We start from the raw sequence: 22,346 nt of genomic DNA, 5'->3' as shown, positions 1-22,346 counted from the left end.
TTTAGCAACTTTTTTTATTTTTCCCAATATTTCTTCAACGCTTCTTTTTCTATTTTCTTAATGAACGCATCTTTGCCATCCATATATTTATCAATGCTATCGGGGTGTGCTTGGGCCAATTGCTTTTTTAATGTACCATAGGTTGTAGCAATTGCCGGATTTTCTCGTAAATAATTTCGAAAAGCAAGATGGCGCAAAATTTCTTGCGTATTGTCAAACTGATAAATATGCACATGATGTGTTCTTTTTATCGGGCCTTTTCGTAAATAACGACGTCCTGATAGCCCAAATTCCCCCATATATTCATAACCGATTCTTTCAAATTCCCCTTGTAACAGGTCTACTTTTTCAATTTCTTCAACAATGACCAAAAAATCAATAATTGGTTTGGCTGCTAAATTAGGCACAGAGGTACTACCGATATGTTCAACTTTAAGACAATTTTCCTTTAGAATCTGTTTCAACGCTTGGGCTTCTTCTTCAAACTGTTCCACCCAGGCTGGTTGATATTCAGTAACGATTACCCGCATGATTTCTTCCCTCTTTTCTATATCCGTTTCATATGTAAAATAGGAAACGGATTTCCTTGAGGATCTTCCTTTGATTCACCAATTACTTGAAACCCTTGAGATTGATAGAACTTCACTGCCCCTTCATTTTGTTTATTAGCATCAACAAAGATAATTGATTCTTGCTCTATTAACTTTTTGATAATTTCTCCACCATAGCCTTTACGAAAATAGACTGGGTCAATAAATAACATTTCCAAAGTTTGTTGATTTGTTCCACTAAAGCCCACACATTTCTGTTCTTCATTTAACCACATACTTAATTGAACTTGTTGAAAATAATCAGGTAAAACCACTTCGATTTTATCAATATCTGCCTGACTCAAAAACAAATGGGTAGCTTCTACTGAAGAACGCCATAGAGAAATTAATTGAGGATAATCGGTTTTTTTTACTTCTTTTTGGTTCAGCATTTTTAATTCCTCCCTATCTAATAAACAAAGTATACCACATTTTGTCTCTCTCAATTCCATAAAAAATAGTCAAATCAACCGTGTTTTTTCTGTCGATTTGACTGTCTCTCTCTATTAACTCTGATGGCTAAACGAGTAAACTAATCAAAGCCACGATGGCTAAACCGCCTTGTGTTAAAATAATTTTTTTATCACTAGTTAAGCTACCGTACGCCGCCACTAAAATAATATAAATCAATAAAAATTTTGTCATCTCCATCGTTGCTTGCGCAAAATAGACACTATAAATAAGTCCTGCACCGATTAGTCCATTATAGATTCCTTGATTTTTAAACAATGTAGTCACTGATTTTCTTTGTAACTCTTGCTTATCCATCTTAAAAACACGGCTTGTTGACTCAGATGTTGGTACAATCGTTTCTAAATACATAATGTAGAAAAATTCTACCGCCACCAAGGTTACTAAAATTGTTGAAATTAATGTCATCTGCTCCCTCCTCCCATTCCTTTGAACGAAGTAATTTTATGTAATTTTTGCTATGATGTAAATAGATATGCCTAGCCTTAACGAAAGGAAGAAACCTATGACTTTTCAAGAAACTATTAGCGCCTATATCCAAGAACGTTATCAGATAACGCCCGATTTTCCTTTTAAAAAACACCCAGACTATCTCGTCTTTCGTCATCCTAGAAATGCAAAATGGTTTGCTTTAATTATGCCACTGGATGCACAACTGCTCGGCGCTACCGAGAATAAGCAGCTCACTATTTTAACCGTTAAACTTGCGCCTGAATTGATTGCCTTATTAAAGAACCAACCTGGCTATTTTCCTGCCTATCATATGAATAAAGAGCATTGGTTAAGTCTTTCTGAAGAAATTCCGCTCTCACAAGTTTTTTCATTTATAGATGAAAGTTACCAACGGAGTTATTAAAAAAAACACCCTACTCAAGGAGTAGGGTGTGAAAGATTATTTAAGCTTATTTGCTTAAAGCGTCTTTTGCTTGTTCAGCTAACGCTGTAAATGCTGCTGCATCGTTAACGGCTAAGTCAGCTAACATTTTGCGGTTGATATCAATCTCTGCCAATTTCAAACCGTGCATTAATTTAGAATAGCTTAAGCCATTCATGCGAGCTGCCGCGTTGATACGTGCAATCCATAATTTACGGAAGTCACGTTTCTTTTGACGACGGTCTCTGAATGCATAGTAATAAGAGTTCATTACTTGTTCTTTTGCTGATTTAAATAAAGTATGTTTTGATCCGTAGTAGCCTTTCGCTAACTTAAGGACTTTTTTACGACGTTTACGGGTTACTGTTCCACCTTTAACACGTGCCATGTTGAATTCCTCCTAATATCTTGTTTCTCTTGACGGTAATCTAAAAGTCACCGAGTTGTTTTATTTCATTCTTGCTAATTGTTGGCGGATACGTTTGTAATCGCCTTTTGCAACCATGCTTGCTTTACGCAATTGACGGCGTTGTTTTTTAGTTTTACCGTGGAAACGGTGAGATGTAAAGGCACGGCCACGTTTTAAGCCGCCTCCACCAGTACGTTTTACACGTTTTGCTAATCCGCGGTGTGTTTTTTGTTTTGGCATGACTAATTTTCCTCCTCAAAATCTTTGCTTCAAGTGAAAGACTCTAACAGTCACAACTGTCGAATATCCTTCTTGTAGAAATTACCAAAAGTCCGAATGCTCGGTCTCTTCGTTTACTTGTCGTTTTTCGGTGCCAGCGTTAGAAACATGCTGCGTCCGTCCATTTTCGCTTTTTGTTCCACTGTGGCGATGTCCGCAGTTTCTTCAGCTAAGCGATCAAGAACTTTCTGACCAATCTCTTTATGGGTAATGGCACGGCCTTTGAAACGGATAGAAGCTTTCACTTTGTCTCCTTTTTCTAAGAACTTACGCGCATTACGAAGTTTTGTATTGAAGTCATTTACGTCAATTGTTGGACTTAAACGAACTTCTTTGACGTTGATCACTTTTTGTTTCTTGCGAGCTTCACGCTCTTTCTTTTGTTGTTCGAAACGGAATTTTCCATAATCCATAATTCGCGCAACTGGTGGTTTCGCTCCTGGCGCTACAAGTACTAAATCCAAGTTTGCAGATTCAGCGATTTGTAATGCTTCTGCTTTGGTTTTTACACCTAATTGTTCACCATCTTGTCCGATCAAACGTAACTCGCGTGCACGAATGCCGTCGTTAACCATCATATCCTTTGCTATGGTCATTCACCTCCAAAATTTTTAAGAGAAAATCCTAACGGAAGTCTGCTTTGTTTGCTAAATGCAATAAAAAAAACAGGTTCCTATCCAGAACCCGCCAACAGTCTGCCTTACTTAAAAAAATAAGGAATACTTTATCTAGCCCAGCGATATACTCAACTAAGGCGAGAAGCGGGTGCTTCTGCTTTCATTTCTCAACTTCACTAGTTTACCTTAGTTTATCCTAGTTGTCAATATATTTCCTCAAAAAAAAACGAATCTAGCACTAGATTCGTTTGAACTCGTATTTTGATCATTAATAATTAGTGGACTGTCCCAATGTGACTTCCTAGAAATAAATGGTTCAACACATGGTGTACATTTTCTATCCCCTAGGCGATCCCTGTAGTCCCTACAGTTCTTCTATTTATAAGGTTTCTCGTTTAGACAAGCCACGTTCTAAGATTTTTTGGCTTCTAAGATACTCTGAATTTTCTGTACTTTCAGAAAAAGACAACTCTGTTTCTATCTCCTCTGACTCAATACAAATGAGTTCTTTGCCATACCATTGTGCTTTATACAACAGTTTAGCTAAAAATAAAGACCAAGCCAGTTCAGAACGATCATGTTTTGGCGGCCGCTCATTACTGTGATGGGCTTTTTCAATACAAATAACATCGTAACTTGAAACCAATTCCGTTGTAATTTTGTTTAAAATATCCGTTCGTTGGTTGGCTATTTTTTCGCGAATTTTTGCGACTTTTATTTTTTGTTTTTGATAATTTTTTGCTTGCGAAAGATCGACACCTTTTTCTAAAGCAATCATTTTACGCTTGTTTAATTTTCGTTCTTCTTGACGTAGTTTTTGCTTTAAATGCTTTGAACAATAGCTTTTTTCGAAGCTTTCACCATTCGAAAGCAGCGCAAATTTTTCCCTACTGCTACAAATTCCCACCATTTTTTGTTGCTTTGTTTTCGTTTCAATCGGCGCTTCACACAAAATGGAAACATAATAATTGTGACTCGCACTCATAGAAATAGTTACAGATTTTATCTCCCCCAGCGGTTGGCGATGTACCTTCATTTTAATTAAAGATTTCAATTTAGGTACCTTCAAATAACGATTATCCAAAATTTTGACCGTGCCATGTTGATTGTTCGTAGTGTAGGAATGCACCGTTTCTTTCTTTTTCTTTTTTGGAAAGCCCATCCCTTTTTCCCGATAAAAATTTTTAAAGGCTCGATCCAAATAAACTTGTGCATTTGCCAAGGCTAAACTATCAACTTCTCTGAGGACAGGGTATTGTTTCTTATATTTAGCTGGCGTTGGCATTTTAAACGTTTGTTGAGGATTTTTTCGCATCTCTTTGTAGATATCAATCCGGTCTTGTAACATTAAATTATACACCAAGCGAACACAAGAAAATGTTTTTTGAATAAACTCTTCTTGTTTTGAGGTTGGATAAAGTCTGTATTTATAAGCTTTCAGAGCCTTCATCTCATAACCACCCTACCAAGATAGTTAGAAAAGAAGCTGGTTATAAACCAGCTTTTCTTTTCTTCTCTTCAATTTTTTCACGGTACATTGCAACTTCGTCTTCAGCACAATAAACATAGTGTCCATTGAGAATTTCACGGAGCTCACGATCTTTCCCATCTGCCGCTGCAGGCTGGTAAACGATCCGTTTACGTGTGCGTTCATAGTCTGGATCTGGTAATGGAATCGCAGAAAGTAAACTTTCTGTATAAGGATGAACGCCGAAATTATAGACATCATCACTTGTGCCCATTTCCAATAATTTCCCACTGTGCATTACGCCAATTCGGTCACTAATATGTTTTACCATCGATAAGTCATGTGCGATAAACAAGTAAGTTAAGCCTTGTTCTTTTTGTAAATCTTGTAATAAGTTTACTACTTGGGCTTGAATCGACACATCCAAAGCCGAAATCGGCTCATCACAGATAATAAAACGTGGATTAACCGCTAAAGCACGAGCAATCCCAATCCGTTGACGTTGCCCACCAGAAAACTCATGAGGATAACGCGTACTGTGACTTGGATTTAATCCCACCGTTTTTAAAAGTTCATTGACTTTTTCTTCCCGCTCTTTTGGTGTTTTAGCTAATCCATTGACATCGATTCCTTCAGCAATAATATCATTGACTTTCATTCTTGGATTCAATGAAGCATATGGATCTTGGAAGATCATTTGAACATCGCGACGGAATGCTTGCATGTCCGCTTTTGATTTAATTTTGCTAATGTCTTTTCCATCGAAAAGAATTTCACCAGCAGTTGGATCATATAAACGAATGACACTGCGACCAGTTGTTGATTTTCCACTTCCTGATTCGCCAACTAATCCAAAGGTTTCGCCTTCAAAAATATGAAAACTAATGTCATCAATGGCTTTTACTTCGTCTTTACGACCAACATTGAAATACTGTTTCAAACCAGTGACTTCTAATAGGACTTTTTTCTCTTCTGCCATTAATTACTACCTCCTGGATTTTTTTGACGCTCTGCATAAATTGCCCAACGACGAACAATCTCTGCTGGAGGCGTAACTTTTGGTGCTTGTGGTGCTAATAACCACGTTGCTGCTTTGTGTGTCGGTGATACTTCAAAATAAGGTGGTTCTTTTTCTGTATCAATTTTTAAAGCAAACTCATTCCGTGGATAGAAGGCATCTCCAGTTGGTGGATCTAATAAATCTGGAGGTGAACCTGGAATCGCATAAAGTTTGTCTTCTGTTCCTTCCATCGTTGGCATTGACCCTAAAAGTCCCCAAGTATATGGATGTTGTGGATTATAGAAAATTTCTTCTGCTGTTCCCACTTCAACCAGACGTCCACCGTACATGACAGCGACACGGTCAGCCACGTTCGCTACTACCCCTAAATCATGGGTAATGAAAATAATCGAAGTGCTAATTTTTTCTTGTAAATCTTTTAATAACTCTAAAATTTGTGCTTGGATGGTTACATCCAACGCTGTAGTTGGTTCATCTGCAATTAGAACTTCTGGATAACAAATTAAAGCAATTGCAATGACAATCCGTTGACGTTGTCCACCAGAAAATTGGTGCGGATAGTTTTTCAAACGTTTTTCAGCATTAGGAATGCCGACTAATTTTAGTAATTCTAATGCTTGCGCTAAGCCTTCTTTTTTTGAGACTTTATTATGTTTGATTAATGATTCCGCCACTTGTTTGCCAATTGGCATCGTTGGGTCTAATGAAGTCATCGGATCTTGGAAAATCATTGCGATTTCTTTACCACGAATGGCTTGCATTTGTTTTTCTGTTTTATGAACAATATCTTGCCCTTTAAACAAAATTTCCCCGTTATCAATATTGGCATTACTGCTCAACAAACGCATAATACTGCGAGTTGTAACAGATTTACCACTCCCTGATTCACCTACGATGGCTAACGTTTCACCTTTATAAAGATCAAAACTCACACCACGAATGGCGTTGACTTTACCTGCAAATGTATCAAAGGAGATTCTTAAGTCTTTAACTTCTAATACTTTTTCCATAGTCATTCACCACTCTTACTCTTTCATCTTAGGATCAAATGCGTCACGTAAACCATCAGCTAACAAGTTGAAACAAATCATGATAACTGAAAGTGTTGCCGCTGGAATCCACATTAAATATGGAAGGAAACGGAAAGTTTTGTATCCTTCGTTTAACAAGGTTCCTAAAGATGCGGTTGGTGGACGTAAGCCTAACCCAATAAAACTTAGGAACGCTTCAAAGAAAATTGCCGATGGGATACTGAACATCATTTGGACAATAATAACACTTGAGATATTCGGTAAAATATGTTTAATAGCAATTTTCCAACGAGATTCGCCCAATGTTTCTGCTGCCATGACAAACTCTTGGTCTTTTAGTTTCATGGTCTGGGCTCGCACAATCCTGGCCATTGATATCCAGTTTGTAATAACCATGGCTAAAACAATCGAAACAATCCCTGGATCAAAGACTGTTAGCATCAAGATCATAACAACTAAGTTAGGAATACCAGAAAGAACTTCTAAAATACGTTGCATTACTGTATCGACACGACCGCCGACTAACCCGGAAATCAGTCCATACGTTACCCCAATCGTAATATCTAGAATCGCCGCGATAAACGCAATTAATAAGGAAATACGTGTTCCCATAAATAAACGACTTAGGACATCACGACCTAAACCATCTGTTCCTAGATAAAAGTTTACGTTATCTGGAACGTTTGCTTGTGCATATTTATCAACTAATTGACCAGCAACTGTTGTTTTACCATTTAAACCATTCACGCTTTCCAAGCCAGGAATTCGTGGTGGTAAGTTAATGTAAGAAACATTTTGTTTCGTTGGGTTATGTGGTGAAACCCAAATGGTAATAATAGAGATAAAGATAATAACTGCTAAGAAACTCATTGAGATAACTGCAGCTTTATTCTTTTTCAAACGACGCCATGAGTCTTGTAAGAAACTTAAAGACGGTGTGGCAATACGCTCTCTTTCTTTTAGAGTTGAAGTGTTTAGAGGCTGAAACTCATCTGCCGGAATATCTTTAATCGCTTGTGGTAGATTATTTTTATTGACTGTTTCCATTAGCCTTTTGCACCTCCTGATACGCGAATTCTTGGATCAATTAAACCATAAAGTAAGTCAACAATCAGAATTACAACAACTAACATTGTTGAATACAAAATAGTTACTGCCATAATTGTTGGATAGTCGTTTGTCATAATTGATTTTACAAACTGTTCCCCAATTCCAGGGATGGCAAAAATATTTTCTACTACTAAAGAACCTGTCATTAAACCAACGGCTAAAGGTCCTAATAAGGTAATCAATGGAATTAAACTGTTTCTTAACCCGTGGCGGAATGCAACTTGCCAGCGACTCAAGCCTTTTGCTTTGGCTAATTCGACATAATCACTATGCAAGACCTCTACCATCTCGGTTCGAATAAACCTAGCCGAATCGGCCATTGGACTCATTGCCAAGGCAATAGTTGGCAAGATTGTGTATGCAAAACCATTCCACATAGCAATTGGTAAGATTCTTAATTTCATTGCAAAAATGTATTGTAATAATACCGCGAAAACAAAGTTTGGAATAGAACGACCTAAAATGGCTAACAATGTTGCCAACGTATCTACCCAAGTATTTTGACGCATCGCTGCGATAATCCCCAATAAAATACCGACTAACGTACCAAAGATAATCGCTTGTCCTCCCAGTTGAAGGGATGGTCCAATTCGACCAGCTAATAACTTAGCAACAGGTTGGTTTTTAAATTGGAATGAAATACCAAAGTCTCCCGTTACCAGGTTCTTTAAGTAAATTCCGTATTGAACAATCACTGGTTTATCTAAGCCAGATTGTTTATTCAACATAGCGATTGTTTCTGGACTAAGTTTTTCTTGGTTGGTATAAGGCGTACCTGGTAATAATTGCATTAAGAAAAACGTAATCGTTGCGATTAACCACAAAGTGATAATCATGAAAAAGATCCGTTTAAGAAAATATTTTCCAAAACTATTCAATAATGACACCTCCGAGATTTTTTTGACTTCCTCAGTTATTTTCGTTAAAGTAATGACTAGATAGACCACAATAATAGATAGGGTGAACACATGAAAACTTTTAAATGGCCAATTATTACAGCCGTTATTTCCAGTATCGGCATTTTTCTTTACTTATTAATAAGTAAAGAACCTATCACTACCTCCTCATTATCAGATACCTTCTTTATCGTTTCGCTTTTCTTTTTAATTATCGGCATTGCTTTATGGATTATGTCCTCTGGCTTTTTCGATAACTTTCAGCGCTCAATGAAAAACGCGTTTCGTTTTAAAAAGAAAAATGAACCGAAAGAGTTTATCCCGCTTTCAGTCATTGGCGATGCACATCGCTCTTTCTGGCTAAAAACTGGGGGCATCTTACTGATTCTGTCTTTAGGCTTTCTACTATTTTACTTGGTCTAAGACAAGATAGCAAGAGGACCGTTGCCTTTTATTCCATGGCAAAGGTCCTTTTTTGTTTGCTATCGATCTTTTGTCAGGTTATTCTGAAATGTATGCCCATTTGTAGTCATACGTTGCGCCAGCAGGATGAACTGCGACATCTTTGACTTTTTCAGCACGTAAATGCGCTTCTGATTTTTGGAATAATGGTACCACACCCATGTCTCCCATAATCGTTTTCTCTGCATTTAACATATCATCCCAACGTTTTTCAGGATCTGTCGCATCTGCACTACTTGCAGCTTTCACTAACTTGTCAAACTCTGGATTGTTATAACGTCCACGGTTATATGAGTTATCTGAAGCAAATAAGTCTAAGAAACTACTTGGATCAGCATAGTCAGCACTCCAACCACCGATTACTGCATCAAAGTCGCCTTTGTTTGAACGATCTAAACGAACGGAGAATGGAACCGGACTAACCGTTACCTTCACACCATCTAAAGCATCTTGAATTGACCCTTGAACAAATTCAACTGTTTTCTTAGAAGAATCTGCATCTGAAGAAAGAATATCCATTGTTAAGGTTGAAATCCCCAATTCTTTTTTCGCTTTTTCCCAGTATTCTTTAGCTTTTTTCGTATCATATTCAATTTGACTACCTGCTTCTTTAGCAAAGTCTTTGCCGCCACTTGGGTCTTTTGCCATATCTGCTGGTACTAAACCGTTTGGCTCGATAGAACCATCCCCTAAGATTGATTCAACTAACGCTTTACGGTCGATTGAGTAAGAAATTGCTTTACGTAAGTTCGCATTTCTAAATGGTGATTTTTCATCACGTTGATTTAGTTCCATATATTGTGTTGATGCTTCTTTTTGACTAACAAAAGCTGGGTCATTGGCCATTTGTTGAGCTAATTCACCAGAAAGAACGACATCGTCTGTTTGTCCATCTTGGAACAAGTTCAACGCGGTTGGTGATTCTTTCACAACATTCACATCTACTGAGTCCAGTTTCACTGTGTCTTTATCCCAATATTGATCGTTTTTCTTGAATGACCATTTTGTATCTGTACCAGGACCATCAAAGCCGTCTAAGACGAATGGACCATTGTAGACAGCACTTTCGCTGTTTGATGCATAATTTTTACCATATTTTTCCACAATATCTTGACGTTGTGGGAAGAACGATGGGAAAGCTAATAAGTAATCAAAGTATGGTGTTGCTTTTTCTAAAGTGATTTCTAATTCTGTATCACTGACTGCTTTAATTCCTAATTCTGATTTATCTTTTTCCCCTTTAGCAATGGCATCACCATTTTTTACAGAGGCATACAGATAAGCATATTCAGAAGCTGTCGCTGGATCAACTGTTCGTTGCCATCCGTAAACATAGTCATTCGCAGTCACTGGTTTACCGTCTGACCATTTTGCATCTTTGTTTAATTTAATTTTGTATGTTAGTCCATCTTCAGAAACTTCTGCTTTTTCCGCTGCACCTGCAGGTTGGACTTTGTTATCTTTGTCTAAACGATAAATTCCTTCATATACATTATTTAATGCAATAAAACTAATTCTGTCTGTTGCTAGTGATAAATCAGCTGTTGGCATTTCTTGTTGTTCTGTGACACGTAAAACTTGTTCGCCACTTGCCTTACCGCCACCAGACGCGCTTGAGCTATCTGACGTTCCGCCGCCTCCACAAGCCGCTAAAGTTGTTACGCTAAATAATGTAATCACACCGAATGTTAATGACTTTTTCAATTTCATAGTGTTGCCTCCTAAAATAATACAATCTGTATTTTCTGAAAAATCAGAATTTAATAATTATTTATTGCTATGGAATATATCTTACATTTTTCATATTAAAATTGCAAGTCAAAATGTTAACTTTTTTTAATTTTTCTTCTCTTCCTATCAGAAACCACTCTTTTTCTTCCTGTCTTTTATTGCAATTCTTTTGTCAGTTTTCTAAACATTATGGTAAATTAGGAAGTAAAGGAGTGACAAAATATGAAAAATTCTACGTTTTTAAAGGATTTGTTTGCTATTGATAAAGCAAATGACGAATTATTTCGGTTAGTTGGTGTCGCAATTTGTATGGCAATTCCATTATTAATTGGTTATTTTTCCAATAATTTACTCATTGGGACCTTTGGCTCGATGGGCATTTATACGTTTATTTATTATCAGCCGCTTCCTTTGCACCAATTATTGCGCAGACTGAATATTGTTGGCTTTTTTATTGTTCTGGGCAACAGCTTAGGAATGCTAAGTCACCATGTACCTTGGTTGATTCCCATTACAATTGCCATCGTCGCTTTTCTTGCACGCTTACTTTTTAGATTGTATGGCATTGAGAAGCCTGGTGCTTTGTTAGTTATCATGTCAACCGCAATGGGAACAAGCAACAATTTTCCTTTACATAAGATTCCCATCATGGCCAGTTTTGTTCTTTTAGGAGTAGTGACCGGCATTATCATGGGCATTGTGCTTCATTTCATCGACAAGCGCCCCTACGTTTTTCAAAAACGGATGTCTCTTCAAGAACGACTTTATATCGATCCCGCTTCTTTATTAGATGCTTTGCATTATGCGGCCATTTTATTTTTAGCGGCTTATTTAAGTCAATCGCTTCATTTAGTCAACGCCTATTGGATGACGTTTACTTGCGCAGCCATTTTACAAGGGGAAAATTTACATTCTGTGATGCAGCGAAATGTTCAACGGATTCTAGGTACGAGTCTTGGTTTGTTGCTTTCTGCAATTTTATTAATGATTCCCTTTACACCTTTACAAACAATCGGTATCATTAGTATTCTGTATGCAGCTTTTGAAGGATTCATTAACAGAAACTATGCGATTGCCAGCTTTTTTATTACCCCGATGTCCTTATTATTATCAAATCTTGCACGACAGCAAGTCATTAGTAATCTTTTAAACTATCGATTAGTCGGGATTGTGTTAGGTAGTTTACTTGGTTTTGCCGGCGCTTATGTTTTCACAACTGCGCTACGTTTCTATAATCGGGCCTACTCAATTGATGAAACCTTTGAAAATCAACAAGAAGAAAGAGGCGTTTTATGAAAATAACTTATCCCTTGCCACCAAATTTGCCAGAACAACTTCCTCTATTAACGAACTGTCAATTAGAAGATGAGGCAATCTTAGAAAATCATTTGTATCAGCAGATTGATTTACCGAATCAAGAAGTTCGTAACTTAGTCTTTCGGGATGCTGTTTTCGATCATCTTTCATTAGCAAATGGCCAGTTTGCTTCTTTTGATTGTAGTAATGTGCGTTTTGAAGCTTGCGATTTTTCTAACGTCGAATGGCTGTCTGGCAGTTTTCATCGAGTGACTTTCCTTCGTTGCAATTTGACAGGAACGAATTTTGCAGATAGCTATTTAAAAGATTGTCTATTTGAAGATTGCAAAGCCGATTATGCTTCTTTTCGTTTTGCAAATTTTAATCTTGTTCACTTTAATCAGACACGTTTAGTCGAAAGTGAATTTTTCGAGGTCACCTGGAAGAAACTCCTTCTAGAAGCTTGCGATTTAACCGAAAGTAATTGGTTAAATACTTCTTTAAAAGGATTGGATTTTTCCCAAAACACCTTTGAACGCTTGACTTTCTCACCAAACTATTTATCAGGTCTTAAAGTCACCCCTGAACAAGCCATTTATTTGGCAAGTGCCCTTGGTTTGGTGATTACCTAAGAAAATTTTAAAAAAATAGCCGAATAACTGGTTCTGTCGGTTCTTTCTTATTAAATTGTTATTAATTTTTTGGAAAAACCAACGGAACCATTTTACTTGTGCCTTATTTTTAGGTAAACTATCTTAGGTTAAGCAATCTCTTTTTTTGGAACAAGAGAAACTTTTGGAATCATTTCCTATAAATCATGAAGAGATTATGACAAACGTTCTTCTAATCCAAGAACGTCTTTTGTCCTATACTCGATTCTACTCAAAAGGAATGTCAGTGAATGAATATAAAAAAACAAGGCCTCGGTCAAGCGACGGGAAAAATTATTTTAATGGGGGAACACGCCGTTGTTTACGGCGAACCAGCAATCGCCTTTCCTTTTCAAGCGACAGAAATCACAGCCGTCTATACCCCAGCAAAAACTATGCAGATTGATTGTGCATATTTTACAGGATTGCTTGAAGACGTGCCCCAAGAGCTAGCAAATATCAAGGAAGTTGTTCAGCAAACCTTACATTTTTTAAAGGAAGATACATTTAAAGGCACTTTGACCTTAACAAGTACGATTCCCGCTGAACGAGGAATGGGCTCAAGCGCAGCAACCGCTGTGGCCATCGTTCGAAGCCTTTTTGATTATTTTGATTACGCTTATACATATCAAGAATTGTTTGAGCTTGTTTCCTTAAGTGAGAAAATTGCTCATGGCAATCCTAGTGGTATCGATGCCGCAGCAACAAGCGGCGCTGATCCCTTATTTTTTACTAGAGGATTTCCGCCCACACATTTCTCGATGAATTTATCTAATGCCTACTTAGTAGTAGCTGATACGGGAATTAAAGGTCAAACACGTGAAGCAGTGAAAGACATTGCGCAGCTAGCTCAAAATAATCCCACAGCAATCGCTGAAACAATGAAACAATTAGGTTCTTTTACTAAAGAAGCGAAGCAGGCAATTTTACAAGATGATAAACAAAAATTAGGTCAGCTAATGACATTAGCGCAAGAGCAACTCCAGCAATTAACCGTCAGCAACGATATGCTGGATCGACTAGTGGCTCTCTCTCTAGAACATGGCGCTCTAGGAGCAAAATTAACCGGCGGCGGTCGCGGTGGCTGTATGATTGCCTTAACAGATAATAAAAAGACCGCACAAACCATTGCACAGACTTTAGAAGAAAATGGAGCTGTTGCTACATGGATTCAATCATTAGAGGTGAAAAAGTAATGCTTTCAGGAAAAGCACGAGCGCATACAAATATTGCTCTGATTAAATATTGGGGAAAAGCCAATGAAGAATACATTTTACCAATGAATAGTAGTTTATCATTAACATTAGATGCCTTTTACACAGAAACAACTGTGACATTTGATGCCCATTATTCAGAAGATGTATTTATTTTAGATGGTATCTTGCAAAACGAAAAACAAACAAAAAAAGTCAAAGAATTTTTGAATCTTGTTCGTCAACAAGCCGATTGTACTTGGTTTGCAAAAGTGGAAAGTCAAAATTTTGTGCCTACTGCAGCTGGTTTGGCTTCTTCAGCGAGTGGTCTAGCTGCTTTAGCAGGGGCCTGTAACGTAGCCTTAGGATTAAATCTTTCAGCAAAAGACTTATCACGTTTAGCGCGACGTGGTTCAGGTTCTGCTTGTCGCAGCATTTTTGGTGGTTTTGCTCAATGGAACAAAGGCCACTCTGATGAAACGTCGTTTGCTGAAAATATTCCAGCCAATAATTGGGAAAACGAATTGGCCATGCTCTTTATCTTAATTAATGATGGCGAAAAAGATGTTTCCAGCCGTGATGGAATGAAACGAACAGTAGAAACTTCTAGCTTTTATCAAGGTTGGTTGGACAATGTGGAAAAAGATTTATCCCAAGTTCATGAAGCAATTAAAACAAAAGACTTCCCTCGTTTAGGAGAAATCATTGAAGCCAATGGGTTAAGGATGCATGGAACCACCTTAGGCGCTGTCCCGCCATTTACTTACTGGTCCCCAGGCAGCTTACAAGCGATGGCTTTAGTTCGCCAAGCACGGGCCAAAGGAATTCCTTGCTACTTTACAATGGATGCAGGTCCGAATGTCAAGGTCTTAGTCGAAAAGAAAAACTTAGAAGCATTAAAAACATTTTTAAGTGAACATTTTTCAAAAGAGCAGTTAGTCCCAGCTTTTGCTGGTCCCGGAATTGAATTGTTTGAAACGAAAGGAATGGATAAATAAGCATGATTGAAGTTACTACGCCAGGAAAGTTATTTATTGCAGGAGAATATGCCGTTGTTGAACCTGGCCACCCTGCCATTATCGTTGCTGTGGATCAATTCGTAACTGTAACTGTCGAAGAAACAACAGATGAAGGCAGTATTCAATCTGCACAATACAGCTCTTTACCTATTCGTTGGACACGCCGAAATGGTGAGCTTGTATTAGATATTCGCGAAAATCCTTTTCATTATGTTTTAGCGGCGATTCATCTAACTGAAAAATATGCGCAAGAGCAAAACAAAGAATTGTCATTTTATCATTTAAAAGTGACGAGTGAATTAGATAGTTCAAATGGACGAAAATATGGTCTTGGTTCAAGCGGTGCAGTAACCGTTGGAACTGTCAAAGCCTTGAATATTTTTTATGACTTAGGTTTGGAAAATGAGGAAATTTTCAAATTATCAGCATTAGCTCACTTAGCCGTTCAAGGAAATGGTTCTTGCGGAGATATCGCCGCCAGCTGTTACGGGGGCTGGATTGCCTTTTCAACCTTCGATCATGATTGGGTCAATCAAAAAGTAGCCACTGAAACATTAACTGATTTGTTAGCAATGGACTGGCCTGAATTAATGATTTTTCCGTTAAAAGTACCGAAACAACTACGTTTACTAATTGGTTGGACAGGTAGTCCTGCGTCCACTTCAGACTTAGTTGATCGAGTTCATCAATCAAAAGAAGAAAAACAAGCGGCTTATGAGCAGTTCTTAATGAAAAGTCGGCTTTGTGTCGAAACAATGATTAATGGCTTTAACACAGGAAAAATTTCTGTTATTCAAAAACAAATTACTAAAAATCGCCAATTGCTCGCCGAATTATCTTCACTGACTGGTGTGGTAATCGAAACAGAAGCCTTGAAAAATCTTTGTGATTTGGCTGAATCTTATACAGGAGCTGCGAAATCTTCTGGCGCTGGCGGGGGCGATTGTGGGATTGTAATTTTCCGCCAAAAATCTGGGATTTTACCATTAATGACTGCTTGGGAAAAAGACGGAATTACCCCACTGCCACTTCACGTCTATACCTATGGTCAAAAGGAGTGTAAGGAGAAGCATGAATCGAAAAGATGAACATCTATCATTAGCTAAAGCGTTCCACAAAGAAAAAAGTAATGACTTTGATCGTGTGCGTTTTGTTCACCAATCGTTTGCTGAATCCGCTGTTAACGAAGTGGATATTTCCACTTCGTTTCTTTCTTTTCAGCTTCCCCAACCTTTTTATGTCAATGCAATGACAGGTGGTAGCCAGCGTGCAAAAGAAATTAATCAGCAATTAGGCATTATTGCCAAAGAAACTGGCCTTTTAGTTGCGACAGGATCTGTCTCGGCAGCGTTAAAAGATGCTAGTTTAGCGGATACGTATCAAATTATGCGAAAAGAAAACCCAGATGGACTCATTTTTGCCAATATTGGTGCAGGCTTGGGTGTGGAAGAAGCAAAGCGAGCGCTTGATTTATTTCAAGCGAATGCCTTACAAATCCATGTAAATGTGCCCCAAGAATTGGTCATGCCTGAAGGAGATCGTGATTTCACTAATTGGCTAACCAAAATTGAAGCTATCGTACAGGCCGTAGAAGTGCCTGTCATTGTCAAAGAGGTTGGCTTTGGCATGAGCCAAGAAACCTTAGAAAAACTTACCTCTATCGGCGTTCAAGCAGCGGATGTGAGCGGCCAAGGCGGAACGAGTTTTACACAAATTGAAAATGCCCGGCGGAAGAAACGAGAACTTTCTTTCTTAGATGATTGGGGGCAATCAACGGTCATCTCTCTTCTGGAATCACAAAATTGGCAAAAGAAACTAACTATTCTCGGCTCTGGCGGTGTGCGTAACTCTCTTGATATTGTCAAAGGACTCGCTTTAGGTGCCAAAAGCATGGGAGTTGCTGGGACTATCTTAGCTTCCCTTATGAGTAAAAATGGTTTAGAAAATACCTTAGCCCTTGTACAGCAATGGCAAGAAGAAGTGAAAATGCTTTATACTCTTTTAGGAAAAAAGACGACAGAAGAATTGACGAGTACCGCACTTGTCCTCGATCCAGTTTTAGTTAATTGGTGTCATAACCGTGGTATCGACAGCACTGTTTTCGCAAAACGTTAAAGAGACCAGAACATTAATGTTCTGGTCTCTTTATTTGAGTTCTTTTATCCTACATAAGCATCTAAGATAATTTGTTTTAGTTCACTAATTAATGGTTCTTTCGGATTTGCAGTTGTACATTGGTCTTCATATGCAAGTTCTGCCATACGATCAACCGTTGTGTCTAATGTTTCTTGTGAGACACCTTGGGCTTTCAAGTTCATGTCAATTCCGACTGATTTACCTAAGTCTGCTACTGCTGTTGCTAAAGCTTCTACTAATTCTGCGGTAGTATTTCCTTTTAAGCCTAAGAATTTTGCAATGTCTGCATAATCAGTATCGGCGCGGAAGTAATCATATTTAGGGAACATTGCGTGTTTTGATGGATCTTTCGCATTGTAACGAATAATATGTGGTAATAAAATCGCATTTGTACGACCATGTGGAATGCCATATTCCCCACCAATTTTATGAGCAATAGAGTGACAAATACCTAAGAATGCATTGGCAAATGCCATCCCTGCCATGGTTGATGCATTATGCATTTTTTCGCGAGATTCCATATCTGGACGTTTCACTGAATTTTCTAAATGATCGAAAACTAACTTGATTGCTTGTAAACTTAAACCACGTGTGTAATCTGAAGCCATCACGGAAACATAAGATTCAATAGCATGTGTTAAAACATCCATACCTGTATCTGCAGTGACTGAAGCTGGCACAGACATTACGAACTGTGGATCAACAATCGCTACATCTGGTGTTAACGCATAGTCTGCTAACGGATATTTCACGTGTGTTTCACTATCAGTAATAACGGCAAATGGTGTAACTTCTGAACCAGTTCCTGAAGTAGTTGGGATACAAACAAATTGTGTTTTTTCTGGTTTGGCAATTTTATATGTCCGTTTGCGGATATCTAAGAATTTTTGTTTTGCACCAAAGAACTCTGTATCTGGGTGTTCATAGAACATCCACATGCCTTTCGCCGCATCCATTGCAGAACCGCCACCCAAGGCAATCACTGTATCTGGTTGGAAATCAACCATCATTTTGGTACCTGCATAAACAGTATTTGTTGATGGGTTTGGTTCAACATCAGAAAATACTTCGATTTTCACATCATTTTTACGTTTTTGTAGCTCTTTACGTACGATATCTGCATAGCCAAATTGAACCATACCTGGGTCACAAACTAACATGACACGTTCAACATTTTCCATTTTTTGTAGATATTGTAAAGAATTTTTTTCAAAGAAAATTTTTGGAGGTAATTTAAACCATTGCATATTATTTCTCCGTTTCGCTACCGTTTTAATATTAATTAAGTTAATGGCTGATACGTTTTTAGAAACAGAGTTTTTCCCGTATGAACCACAACCAAGTGTTAAGGATGGAATCATTTCGTTATAAATGTTACCGATACCGCCTTCTGCTGATGGAGTATTCACTAAAATACGACAAGCTTTCATACGTAAACCAAAAGCAACTTGTAACTCTTCATCTTCTGTATGAATTACTGCTGTATGTCCTAAACCACCTAAGTTTAACATCGCTTCACATAGTTCAAAAGCATGCTCTGCGTTGTTTGATTTCATCATTGCTAAAACTGGCGATAATTTTTCTCTTGATAATGGATATTCTGGACCTGCACCTTCTAATTCAGCGACTAAAATTTTTGTGCCTTTTGGTACGCTAATTCCTGCTAATTCAGCAATTTTTTCTGCAGAGTTACCGACAATCGCTGGATTTACTGCGTATTTGCCTTCATTCATCACTGCATCTTCTAGTTTTTGTAATTCATTCGGTTTCACGAAGTAAACATTGTGTGCTTCAAACTCAGCTTTGACAGAAGCATAAATTTCTTTATCCACAATGACCGCTTGCTCAGAAGCACAAATCATTCCATTATCAAATGATTTTGAAACAATTAAATCATTAACCGCACGTTTTACTTTAGCCGTTTTTTCAATATAAGCTGGTACGTTCCCAGGACCAACGCCTAGTGCTGGTTTACCTGTTGAGTATGCAGATTTTACCATGCCTGCGCCACCAGTTGCTAAAACAATGGCAATCCCTGGATGATTCATCAAAGCAGATGTTGCATCAATCGATGGTTGTTCAATCCATTGAATACAATTTTCTGGTGCACCTGCTGCAATCGCCGCATCCCGTACAATACGTGCCGCTTCTGCCGAACATTTTTGTGCGCTAGGATGGAAAGCAAAAACAATTGGATTTCTTGTTTTTAAGGCAATTAGTGATTTAAAAATAGTTGTTGACGTTGGGTTCGTTGTTGGTGTGACCCCACATACCACGCCAACTGGCTCAGCAATTTCCATTAAGCCGGTTTGTTCGTCTTTGTTAATTACACCCACAGTTTTATCATGTTTAATATTATTCCAAATGTATTCAGATGCATACATATTTTTGATTGCTTTATCTTCATAGATTCCACGGCCAGTTTCTTCGACAGCCATTTTTGCTAAAGGCATATGTTGGTCTAACGCCGCCATCGCCATTTGATGGACAATGTGATCTACTTGTTCTTGTGTAAAATCTTCCATTGCTTTTAAAGCGACATTCGCTTTTGTTGCTAATTCATCAATCATTGATGAAACATCAACCGTTTCTGTCTTTTCTTTTTTTACTGTTTTAACCATGTTCATCCTCCTAAGAGTTTCATTTTAAAAAAACTTTGTTAACTATTTCACATTCACATCATACAACATAAAATGAATCTTGTAAATAGTTTTTGTGATATTTTTCACAACTATTTATAATTTTTTTTATCTCAAAAAAAGACCTATTCTTTTTTCTAGAATAAGTCTTCAATATCATGCCAGTCCCTTAAAGGATTTTTTGATGTCTGTGCCAATAATTGTTGATAGTCAAAAAATTCATTCGGCTTAACCTTCTGAATGTCTTTGCGACAGTCTTTGACAGATAAACGGGCTTGCTTTTTCCAACGATAGGTGAGTAAATAAGTCAATAAATCTTCTTCGTTGATGGAAGAATAACCTAGTTCACGAAAATTTTGGCACTTCTTTTTAATACTTTTATTGAGCATTTTTTGTTGTAACCAACTTAATTTTTCCTTTGTCATGGGCTCTTCTCCTTCCAACCAAGCGAAAGATTGCTCACTTTTTAACTATCTTCCAACACTATAAAAAGGAACCTTTTTTGTAAACTTAATAGTTAAAAAGGACTTAGGACGTAAGTCCAAATGACCTACCTTCCTAGTCCTACATTTTAAGATAAACGACACGAGCGGAATAGAAATTATCTCTTCTTATTGGCTTTCTCGTGTGACTACTGGTCACAGTTTCGCCTTTGAAAAGCCTGTTCCGCTCTCTTTAACCATTAAATGAATTAGTTGATTCGTTTAGTCTTTCTTTTCTTTTGAAGGATCTGATGTTTCAGGAACTTCAGTTACTTCTTCTGTGACTGTCTCTTCAACTTCTGTGACTGGTACACTAGTTACTGCTGAATCATTTGTAACAGCAGTTCCAGGTGTTACAGTTCGAATTGCTGCACGGTCAAATTCTAAGACAATACCTTCGCAATCGATTAAAACTGTTTTTTCGTTGATTTCACTTAAAACACCATGTAAACCACCAATTGTGACAACACTATCGCCAGTTTTCATTGCGTTTAGTTGTTTTTGACGTTCTTGCTGTTGTTTCTTTTGAGAACGTGTCATGAAAAACATCATTCCTCCTAAAAGGACTAATGTAAAAATCATTGTAAATCCGCCACCCATTTGTTTCACCTCACTCTGCATTATTCACACTACTAACTGTATCAAAAAAATGCTTGAAGAACTAGTTTTTTCCTCTAATTTTTAGAAACTTTTTGCATTCGCTTTATTAAAGCCATATTCTTCAAAAAACGCTTGTCGGAATTCTAATAAATTGTCGTCCATAATTGCTTGACGGACATTTTTCATTAAGTCTAACAAGAAGTATAAATTATGATACGATGTTAAACGGATTCCGAATGTTTCATCACATTTAATCAAATGACGAATATAGGCCCGCGTATAATTACGACAAACATAACAATCACATTTTTCATCAAGCGGACGAAAATCTCTTGCATATTGGGCATTTTTAACAACCAAGCGACCTTGTGAAGTCATACAAGTACCATTGCGCGCAATACGTGTTGGTAACACACAATCAAACATGTCAATCCCACGAATCACTCCATCAATTAATGAATCAGGGGCACCCACACCCATTAAGTAACGTGGTTTATTTTCAGGAATTAACGGTGTCGTAAAGTCTAAGACTCGGTTCATTTCTTCCTTAGACTCACCAACAGATAAGCCACCAATCGAATAGCCAGGAAAATCCATACTCACTAAATCTTTAGCACTTTGACGACGTAAATCTTCAAATCCCGCACCTTGAACAATACCGAATAATCCCTGTCTATCAGGATTCGCATGGGCTTTTAAGCCACGCTCAGCCCAACGAGAAGTCCGTTCAATCGAGCGTTTGACATACTCATAGCTTTCATCAAATGGTGGACATTCATCAAAGCTCATCATAATATCTGATCCTAATTTATTTTGAATATTGATCGCTTTTTCTGGAGAAAGGAACATTTTTGAACCATTTAAATGATTTCTAAAATGCACACCTTCTTCTTCGATTTTCCGCATATCACTTAATGAGAAGACTTGGAAGCCACCTGAATCAGTTAAAATAGGTTGATCCCAGTTCATAAATTTGTGTAAACCGCCTGCTTCTTCGACTAAATCTTCACCTGGGCGTAACCATAAATGGTAAGTATTACTTAAAATAACACCGGCACCCATTTCTTTTAATTCTTCTGGTGACATTGTTTTAACTGTCGCAAGTGTACCTACCGGCATAAACATTGGTGTTGGAAATGTGCCGTGAGGAGTAATTAATTCACCTAAACGCGCACCTGTGTGTTTATCTTTTTTGATTAAACGATAACGAATGGCTGGTTCCGTCATTCATTTCCCTACTTTCTACTATAATTTGTCCTCCCATCATCATACTTTTTTTTTATTGAATTTGCAAGGATTTCTCAAGGTTTCTTTTTTCAAAAAAGGATCCTTAAAAAACAGCAACTAGTTCAAATAATTCAAATGAGCTAGT

24 protein-coding genes and 1 other annotated feature are annotated in these 22,346 nt (G+C 37.7%); of the genes, 8 read left to right on the top strand and 16 right to left on the bottom strand.

What is annotated here, in order from left to right:
• Positions 1–14 precede the first annotated feature (14 nt).
• The 3 genes from IGJ46_RS03335 to IGJ46_RS03325 form a co-directional block, all read right to left on the bottom strand.
• On the bottom strand, positions 15–530 hold the full coding sequence (locus IGJ46_RS03335; protein WP_002361365.1) for a GrpB family protein: 516 nt from the start codon (positions 528–530) through the stop codon (positions 15–17).
• 17 nt (positions 531–547) lie between these two features.
• The gene (locus IGJ46_RS03330; protein WP_002370719.1) at positions 548–1,042 is read right to left on the bottom strand and encodes a GNAT family N-acetyltransferase; all 495 of its coding nucleotides are present in this window, start codon (positions 1,040–1,042) and stop codon (positions 548–550) included.
• 67 nt (positions 1,043–1,109) lie between these two features.
• Positions 1,110–1,469 (bottom strand): DUF1304 domain-containing protein, encoded by a 360-nt coding sequence (locus tag IGJ46_RS03325; protein ID WP_002366296.1) that lies wholly within the window; start codon positions 1,467–1,469, stop codon positions 1,110–1,112.
• Between the two features lie 67 nt (positions 1,470–1,536).
• Between IGJ46_RS03325 and IGJ46_RS03320 the strand changes: the two genes are divergently transcribed.
• Positions 1,537–1,917 carry an MmcQ/YjbR family DNA-binding protein gene (locus tag IGJ46_RS03320; protein WP_002385048.1) on the top strand — a complete coding sequence of 127 codons (381 nt, stop codon included), beginning with the start codon at positions 1,537–1,539 and terminating at the stop codon, positions 1,915–1,917.
• 46 nt (positions 1,918–1,963) lie between these two features.
• Here IGJ46_RS03320 and rplT read toward each other — a convergent pair whose 3' ends face one another.
• The 8 genes from rplT to opp1B all read right to left on the bottom strand — a co-directional run bounded on the left by rplT (position 1,964) and on the right by opp1B (position 8,748).
• Positions 1,964–2,323, bottom strand: a complete 360-nt coding sequence (rplT, locus tag IGJ46_RS03315) for a 50S ribosomal protein L20 (RefSeq protein WP_002355799.1) — start codon at positions 2,321–2,323, stop codon at positions 1,964–1,966.
• Positions 2,324–2,383: 60 nt separating this feature from the next.
• Complete coding sequence (rpmI, locus tag IGJ46_RS03310; protein ID WP_002355798.1) at positions 2,384–2,584, bottom strand: 50S ribosomal protein L35; 201 nt, start codon at positions 2,582–2,584, stop codon at positions 2,384–2,386.
• Positions 2,585–2,697: 113 nt separating this feature from the next.
• Entirely contained in the window at positions 2,698–3,219 is a 522-nt protein-coding gene (infC, locus tag IGJ46_RS03305; RefSeq protein ID WP_002355797.1) for a translation initiation factor IF-3, read from the bottom strand.
• A gap of 55 nt (positions 3,220–3,274) precedes the next feature.
• Positions 3,275–3,406 (bottom strand) — a sequence feature (ribosomal protein L20 leader region).
• 213 nt (positions 3,407–3,619) lie between these two features.
• Complete coding sequence (locus tag IGJ46_RS03300) at positions 3,620–4,690, bottom strand: RNA-guided endonuclease TnpB family protein (RefSeq protein ID WP_002355796.1); 1,071 nt, start codon at positions 4,688–4,690, stop codon at positions 3,620–3,622.
• Between the two features lie 40 nt (positions 4,691–4,730).
• The gene (opp1F, locus tag IGJ46_RS03295) at positions 4,731–5,687 is read right to left on the bottom strand and encodes an oligopeptide ABC transporter ATP-binding protein Opp1F (RefSeq protein ID WP_002361357.1); all 957 of its coding nucleotides are present in this window, start codon (positions 5,685–5,687) and stop codon (positions 4,731–4,733) included.
• Positions 5,687–6,745: an oligopeptide ABC transporter ATP-binding protein Opp1D gene (opp1D, locus tag IGJ46_RS03290; protein WP_002355794.1), complete on the bottom strand. Its 1,059-nt coding sequence runs from the start codon at positions 6,743–6,745 to the stop codon at positions 5,687–5,689. Before opp1D ends, opp1F begins: the two co-directional genes overlap by 1 nt.
• 9 nt (positions 6,746–6,754) lie before the next feature.
• Complete coding sequence (opp1C, locus tag IGJ46_RS03285; protein WP_002355787.1) at positions 6,755–7,807, bottom strand: oligopeptide ABC transporter permease Opp1C; 1,053 nt, start codon at positions 7,805–7,807, stop codon at positions 6,755–6,757.
• The gene (gene opp1B, locus IGJ46_RS03280) at positions 7,807–8,748 is read right to left on the bottom strand and encodes an oligopeptide ABC transporter permease Opp1B (RefSeq protein WP_002381304.1); all 942 of its coding nucleotides are present in this window, start codon (positions 8,746–8,748) and stop codon (positions 7,807–7,809) included. The genes opp1C and opp1B overlap by 1 nt, the downstream gene beginning before the upstream one ends.
• A 90-nt stretch (positions 8,749–8,838) precedes the next feature.
• Here opp1B and IGJ46_RS03275 point away from each other — a divergent pair, with 90 nt between their 5' ends.
• On the top strand, positions 8,839–9,189 hold the full coding sequence (locus tag IGJ46_RS03275) for a DUF3899 domain-containing protein (protein WP_002355784.1): 351 nt from the start codon (positions 8,839–8,841) through the stop codon (positions 9,187–9,189).
• Positions 9,190–9,267: 78 nt separating this feature from the next.
• Here the strand turns inward: IGJ46_RS03275 and opp1A are convergent, their stop codons facing one another.
• Positions 9,268–10,938, bottom strand: coding sequence for an oligopeptide ABC transporter substrate-binding protein Opp1A (opp1A, locus tag IGJ46_RS03270; protein WP_002402970.1), 1,671 nt, complete (start codon positions 10,936–10,938; stop codon positions 9,268–9,270).
• 243 nt (positions 10,939–11,181) lie between these two features.
• On the opposite strand from opp1A, the gene IGJ46_RS03265 reads away from it, so the two are divergent.
• From IGJ46_RS03265 to fni, 6 genes are all read left to right on the top strand, one after another.
• Positions 11,182–12,255, top strand: coding sequence for an FUSC family protein (locus IGJ46_RS03265; RefSeq protein WP_075582795.1), 1,074 nt, complete (start codon positions 11,182–11,184; stop codon positions 12,253–12,255).
• Positions 12,252–12,887 (top strand): pentapeptide repeat-containing protein, encoded by a 636-nt coding sequence (locus IGJ46_RS03260; RefSeq protein WP_002355781.1) that lies wholly within the window; start codon positions 12,252–12,254, stop codon positions 12,885–12,887. Before IGJ46_RS03265 ends, IGJ46_RS03260 begins: the two co-directional genes overlap by 4 nt.
• Positions 12,888–13,156: 269 nt before the next feature.
• Complete coding sequence (gene mvk, locus IGJ46_RS03255; RefSeq protein WP_002370727.1) at positions 13,157–14,101, top strand: mevalonate kinase; 945 nt, start codon at positions 13,157–13,159, stop codon at positions 14,099–14,101.
• Entirely contained in the window at positions 14,101–15,096 is a 996-nt protein-coding gene (gene mvaD / locus IGJ46_RS03250) for a diphosphomevalonate decarboxylase (protein ID WP_002355778.1), read from the top strand. The genes mvk and mvaD overlap by 1 nt, the downstream gene beginning before the upstream one ends.
• A 2-nt stretch (positions 15,097–15,098) precedes the next feature.
• Positions 15,099–16,205: a phosphomevalonate kinase gene (locus IGJ46_RS03245; RefSeq protein WP_002355777.1), complete on the top strand. Its 1,107-nt coding sequence runs from the start codon at positions 15,099–15,101 to the stop codon at positions 16,203–16,205.
• Positions 16,189–17,232, top strand: a complete 1,044-nt coding sequence (gene fni, locus IGJ46_RS03240) for a type 2 isopentenyl-diphosphate Delta-isomerase (RefSeq protein WP_002399734.1) — start codon at positions 16,189–16,191, stop codon at positions 17,230–17,232. Before IGJ46_RS03245 ends, fni begins: the two co-directional genes overlap by 17 nt.
• A 44-nt stretch (positions 17,233–17,276) precedes the next feature.
• Here fni and adhE read toward each other — a convergent pair whose 3' ends face one another.
• The 4 genes from adhE to tgt all read right to left on the bottom strand — a co-directional run bounded on the left by adhE (position 17,277) and on the right by tgt (position 22,201).
• Complete coding sequence (gene adhE, locus IGJ46_RS03235) at positions 17,277–19,874, bottom strand: bifunctional acetaldehyde-CoA/alcohol dehydrogenase (RefSeq protein ID WP_002388933.1); 2,598 nt, start codon at positions 19,872–19,874, stop codon at positions 17,277–17,279.
• Between the two features lie 155 nt (positions 19,875–20,029).
• The gene (locus tag IGJ46_RS03230; RefSeq protein WP_002364719.1) at positions 20,030–20,335 is read right to left on the bottom strand and encodes a post-transcriptional regulator; all 306 of its coding nucleotides are present in this window, start codon (positions 20,333–20,335) and stop codon (positions 20,030–20,032) included.
• A gap of 261 nt (positions 20,336–20,596) precedes the next feature.
• Positions 20,597–20,995, bottom strand: a complete 399-nt coding sequence (gene yajC, locus IGJ46_RS03225; protein WP_002383336.1) for a preprotein translocase subunit YajC — start codon at positions 20,993–20,995, stop codon at positions 20,597–20,599.
• A 60-nt stretch (positions 20,996–21,055) separates the two neighbouring features.
• Positions 21,056–22,201, bottom strand: a complete 1,146-nt coding sequence (tgt, locus tag IGJ46_RS03220; protein ID WP_002355772.1) for a tRNA guanosine(34) transglycosylase Tgt — start codon at positions 22,199–22,201, stop codon at positions 21,056–21,058.
• Between the last annotated feature and the right edge of the window lie 145 nt (positions 22,202–22,346).

This window comes from Enterococcus sp. AZ120, from assembly GCF_050546165.1.
Taxonomy (GTDB): Bacteria; Bacillota; Bacilli; order Lactobacillales; family Enterococcaceae; genus Enterococcus; species Enterococcus faecalis.
Note: the sequence above shows the minus strand (reverse complement) of the source record. Positions and strands in the feature narration are given on the sequence as shown.